We start from the raw sequence: 4,504 nt of genomic DNA, 5'->3' as shown, positions 1-4,504 counted from the left end.
CCCGCATTTAAAACCCACCACCACCCAAACGCACCCTGCGGCAGCCCCGCCGTCATACCCCACCCACCAAGAGAGCACCCCAACGAATACCGCAGGACACGAGCGATCGCAACCAGGCTGACGCCTAGACTTACAGCATGACCCCGAGTTCCCGCGAGCCGCGTCTCCGCCGGGCCACCATTCTGGATGTGGCGGCCGCTGCCGGTGTATCACGTCAGACCGTAACCCGTGCGATGAACGGCATGTCCGGTATTAGCCCGGCCACACGGGAGCGTGTCCAGCGGCTCGCGGAAGAGCTGGGCTACACCCCCAGTAGGTTTGCGAAGGGCCTGGTGCAGGGCGCCCGGGTCTCCTTGGGGCTCGCCATTCCGGACCTCACCAATCCGTACTTTCCGGCATTCGCGTCGAGCGTGGTGGAGGTGGCCACCCAGCGGGGCTGGAACGTGGTGGTTGATGATTTTGGCCACGGCAGCGGGAGCGGCCTGGACGCCGTGACCCGACTGGCACCGCAGGTGGATGCCCTCGTCGGTTATCTTGGTGCCTGTTCGAGCGATGCCCAGACATTGATGGGCAGACGCCCAGTGGTGGTGCTCGACTACCCGTCAGGCCGAGCCGCCGGCGGCATCTCCTTTGATTACTCCTTCGGGGCACGAAGCGCTTTGGAACGGCTCAAAGAAGTCGGCTGCCGGCAGATTGCCTATCTTGACTCGGACCAGGAGGGCCCGGCCACCACTCGCGGCTTAGCAGTCGCCGCTGCTGCGGCGGAGTGCGGCATAGAGCTCATCGTCCGGCAGGCCGTGGACTCCGCCGCCGGGGCCCGGGCAGCTGTGCAATCGATGATCGAACGCCACGCCGGGATCGATGGGCTCCTGGTATTCAACGACCTCATGGCGGCCGGGGCCCTAAAGGCCCTGACCGACGTCGGAAAGACAGCCCCGGCGGACTGCGCCGTGATCGGAATGGACGGGATACCTTTGGGCGAGCTGTTGACGCCCGAGCTGACCACGCTGTCCCTTGACCTGCGCGCTGTGGGGCGGGCCGCCGTCGACCTCGTGGACAACCTGCTGACCGGTGTCGTGGAGGCTGGAAGCGAAGAGGCCACGCTGGTCCTCCGGCACAGGCTGGTCCTCCGCCAGTCGGCCTGACCCCCTACTCAAACCCGGCGAAGTCAACTAAGCTCGTCTTTGGGTTCGTGAACGTTCACGTAGTCGTCGCTCGAAGCTCAAACACTGCTTACGACCCTCCGAAAATACCTGAAGCAAGGAAGCCCATGTCAGTCCAATCGCCCTCCGCTGCGACCGGTAGCAGCCAGGAACTCCCCGCAGCTCCGTCCACCGCCGGCCTCGAACTTGGCGCCGAGGGCGCACAGGAGCTGTCCTCGCTGCAGCCTGGTGCAGGCAGCCTGCCTGCGCGTGCTTACTTGCACAGTGATGCTTCCCGATTGTCCCTCAACGGGGAGTGGCAGTTCCGCCTCAGCCCGGGAATCCGAACGGCACCTGACGACGGCTGGCAGGTAGGCCGGGACCTGACCGGATTCGCGGGCCTGCCCGTGCCGTCCTGTTGGTCCATGCACGGCCATGGTGCTCCCGCGTACACAAACGTCCAGTTCCCCTTCGCAGTCGAGCCGCCGTACCCTCCGGAAGCCAACCCAATCGGTGACCATGTTGTGGTCTTCGAAGCCGGGCCCGAGTTCTTCCCGCACGCGCATCTGCGGTTCGACGGCATCGAATCTGCGGGAAAAGTGTGGTTGAACGGAGTGGAGCTCGGTACTACCCGCGGGAGCAGGCTTGCCCACGAATTCGATGTATCCGGAATCCTGGAGGAGGGGAAGAACACCCTGGCCGTGCGCGTGGCCCAGTTCTCGGCCGCCAGTTATGTGGAGGACCAGGACATGTGGTGGCTCCCTGGCATCTTCCGCGACGTCACCCTGCAGGCCCGTCCGTCGGAGGGAATCGACGACGTCTTTGTCCACGCGGACTACGACCAGCACAGCGGCGAGGGCACCCTCCTAGTGGAGGCAAGCCGGGGCGGACAGGCGATTGACGCCGTCGTCCGCGTTCCGGAACTGAACCTCGACCTGCCTGCTGGCACCAAGGTGCGCGTTCCCGCCGTCGCGCCGTGGTCAGCGGAGATGCCCCGGCTCTATGAGGCAACCGTCAGCTCGGCGGGCGAGACCGTGACGCTGCAGCTGGGCTTCCGGAGTATCGCCATCGAGGACGGGCAGTTCAAGGTCAACGGCCGGCGGATTCTGCTGCGCGGGGTCAACCGCCACGAGCACCACCCGCGGCTTGGCCGGGTGGTCCCGCAGGACGTGGTGGAGGCCGAGCTGCGGCTCATGAAGCAGCACAACATCAACGCCATCCGGACGTCCCACTACCCGCCCCACCCGGACTTCCTGGCCCTCGCGGACCAGCTTGGCTTCTATGTTGTGCTTGAGTGCGACCTGGAAACGCACGGCTTTGAGAGCGCCGGCTGGGCTCAAAACCCCAGCGATGACCCCCAATGGGAAACCGCGTTGATGGACCGTATGCGCCGCACGGTTGAGCGCGACAAGAACCACCCGGCGGTGGTCATGTGGTCGCTCGGTAACGAGGCCGGAACGGGCAGGAACCTCGCCGCCATGTCGCGCTGGACTAAGGACCGGGACCCCTCCCGGCCCATCCACTATGAGGGCGACTGGTCCTCGGCGTACGTTGACGTCTACTCCCGGATGTACGCCAGCCAGGCGGAAACAGCCCTGATTGGGCAGGGCATCGAGCCGGCCCTGGAGGACGCAGGGTTGGACGCAGCGCGCCGGGCAATGCCCTTCGTGCTCTGCGAATACGTGCACGCCATGGGCAACGGCCCAGGCGGGATGAGCGAGTACCAGGAGCTTTTCGAAAAATACCCCCGCCTGATGGGCGGCTTCGTGTGGGAATGGCTGGAACATGGCATCACCGTCGCCTCCCCGGACGGTGACGCGCACTACGCCTATGGCGGGGACTTCGGCGAGGAAGTCCACGACGGCAACTTCGTCACCGACGGACTGGTGGACGCGGACCGCAAGCCCAGGCCCGGTCTTTTGGACTTCAAGAAGGTCATCGAACCGCTGCGCATCACCGTAGCCGCCGACTGGTCCGGCTTCACCGTTCGCAATGGCCAGGACTTCGCGGACACTGCCGTCTACAGCTTCCGTTACGTGGTGGAGGCCGACGGCGGCACGCTCGACGCCGGCACGGTGGAAGTAGCGCCGGTGGCACCTCAGTCCGAGGCAGTGGCGGGGCTTCCGGTCAGTGTCGCTTCTATAACCGACGGACGGCCTGCTGTGCTCACCGTGAGCGCGGTCCTCGCCGCTGATTCCGCGTGGGCTTCAGCTGGTCATGAGGTCGCGTGGGGGCAAGCGGTTCGGGGGCTTGGCGCCTCGGTTCAGCCGGCGCCCCTTCAGCCCGTGCAGATTCAAGATGCTGAACTCCAGCTGGGGCCCGTAGTGTTCAGCCGGACCAGCGGCATGCCCACTTCAATAGGCGCGGTCCCCGTGGAGGAAATGGGCCTGACCTTGTGGTGGGCGCCAACCGACAACGACCTCGGCAGGGAATGGGGCGGTGCCGATGAGCGGCCGCTCGCCACGCAGTGGGAAGACGCCAAACTGGATCTCCTCCACGCGCGGTTGCTCGGCATCAGCTCAGCAGCCCACCCTGAGGGCGGGGAAGCCCTGACTGTCCGTACCCGCGTTAGCGCTGCGGACAAGCAGTACGGCGTTTTCGTGGATTACACCTGGACCAGCGACGGCAAATCGGTTGCGCTGCGAACCCAGGTCCGGCCCGATGGCGAGTGGGTCAACCGGGGACGGGACGTGGAATGGGCGCGCATTGGACTGGAGCTCGTGTTGGGTGAAGGGACGGAGACGGTGAGCTGGTTCGGCCAGGGCCCCCACCAGAGCTATCCGGACACGGGGCAGGGAACACGGACGGGCTGGTTTTCAATGGCCCTTGCTGAGATGGACGTGGACTACGTGCGGCCACAGGAGTCCGGCGCCCGGTCCGGCGTCCGCTCGGCCGCCCTCGAGATGGTTGGCAGTACCTTGGAGATTGCCGGTGATCCGTTTGCCTTGACTGTCCGGCCGTACGGCATGAAGGTCCTGGATGCAGCGGCCCACCGCCCCGACCTAAAGGCGGACGGCCGGACTTATCTGTATCTTGACCACGCGCTCCGGGGGGTGGGAACCGCTGCCTGTGGCCCCGGCGTGCTGGAGCAGTATCGCCTGAGGCCCCGGGAAGCCGACTTCACGCTGATCCTCAAGGTCCGAACCGACAGGCCAGCCGGAATGTGAGCCAGTCCATACCGGCGAAAACCGGGGCGCGCGCCCGGTAACCCCGGCGCTGCACCCCCGGAACCGTGTGGTGGCGGGTTTTTTTGGGGGGGGGTGGTGGGGGGTGGGGTTGGATTTGCGGAGGGGCCTGTGGGGGTGTATTGTTTTCTAAGTCGCCGCGAGGGAGACAGCGTTGAGCTGGTTACCGCGGGCGGC

The 4,504-nt window shown here is 65.9% G+C and carries 2 protein-coding genes; both read left to right on the top strand.

The genetic code is table 11. The annotated features are described in order from the left end of the window. The first annotated feature begins 137 nt into the window (after window positions 1–137). Window positions 138–1,145 (top strand): LacI family DNA-binding transcriptional regulator, encoded by a 1,008-nt coding sequence (locus tag ACFVYC_RS22265; protein ID WP_387554411.1) that lies wholly within the window; start codon window positions 138–140, stop codon window positions 1,143–1,145. Between the two features lie 125 nt (window positions 1,146–1,270). After that, on the top strand, window positions 1,271–4,309 hold the full coding sequence (locus ACFVYC_RS22260; RefSeq protein ID WP_387554409.1) for a glycoside hydrolase family 2 TIM barrel-domain containing protein: 3,039 nt from the start codon (window positions 1,271–1,273) through the stop codon (window positions 4,307–4,309). Window positions 4,310–4,504 lie beyond the last annotated feature (195 nt).

The sequence above is a fragment of the Pseudarthrobacter sp. NPDC058329 genome (assembly GCF_042879835.1).
GTDB lineage: Bacteria > Actinomycetota > Actinomycetes > Actinomycetales > Micrococcaceae > Arthrobacter.
This window is presented reverse-complemented; position numbering and strand designations above follow the sequence as displayed.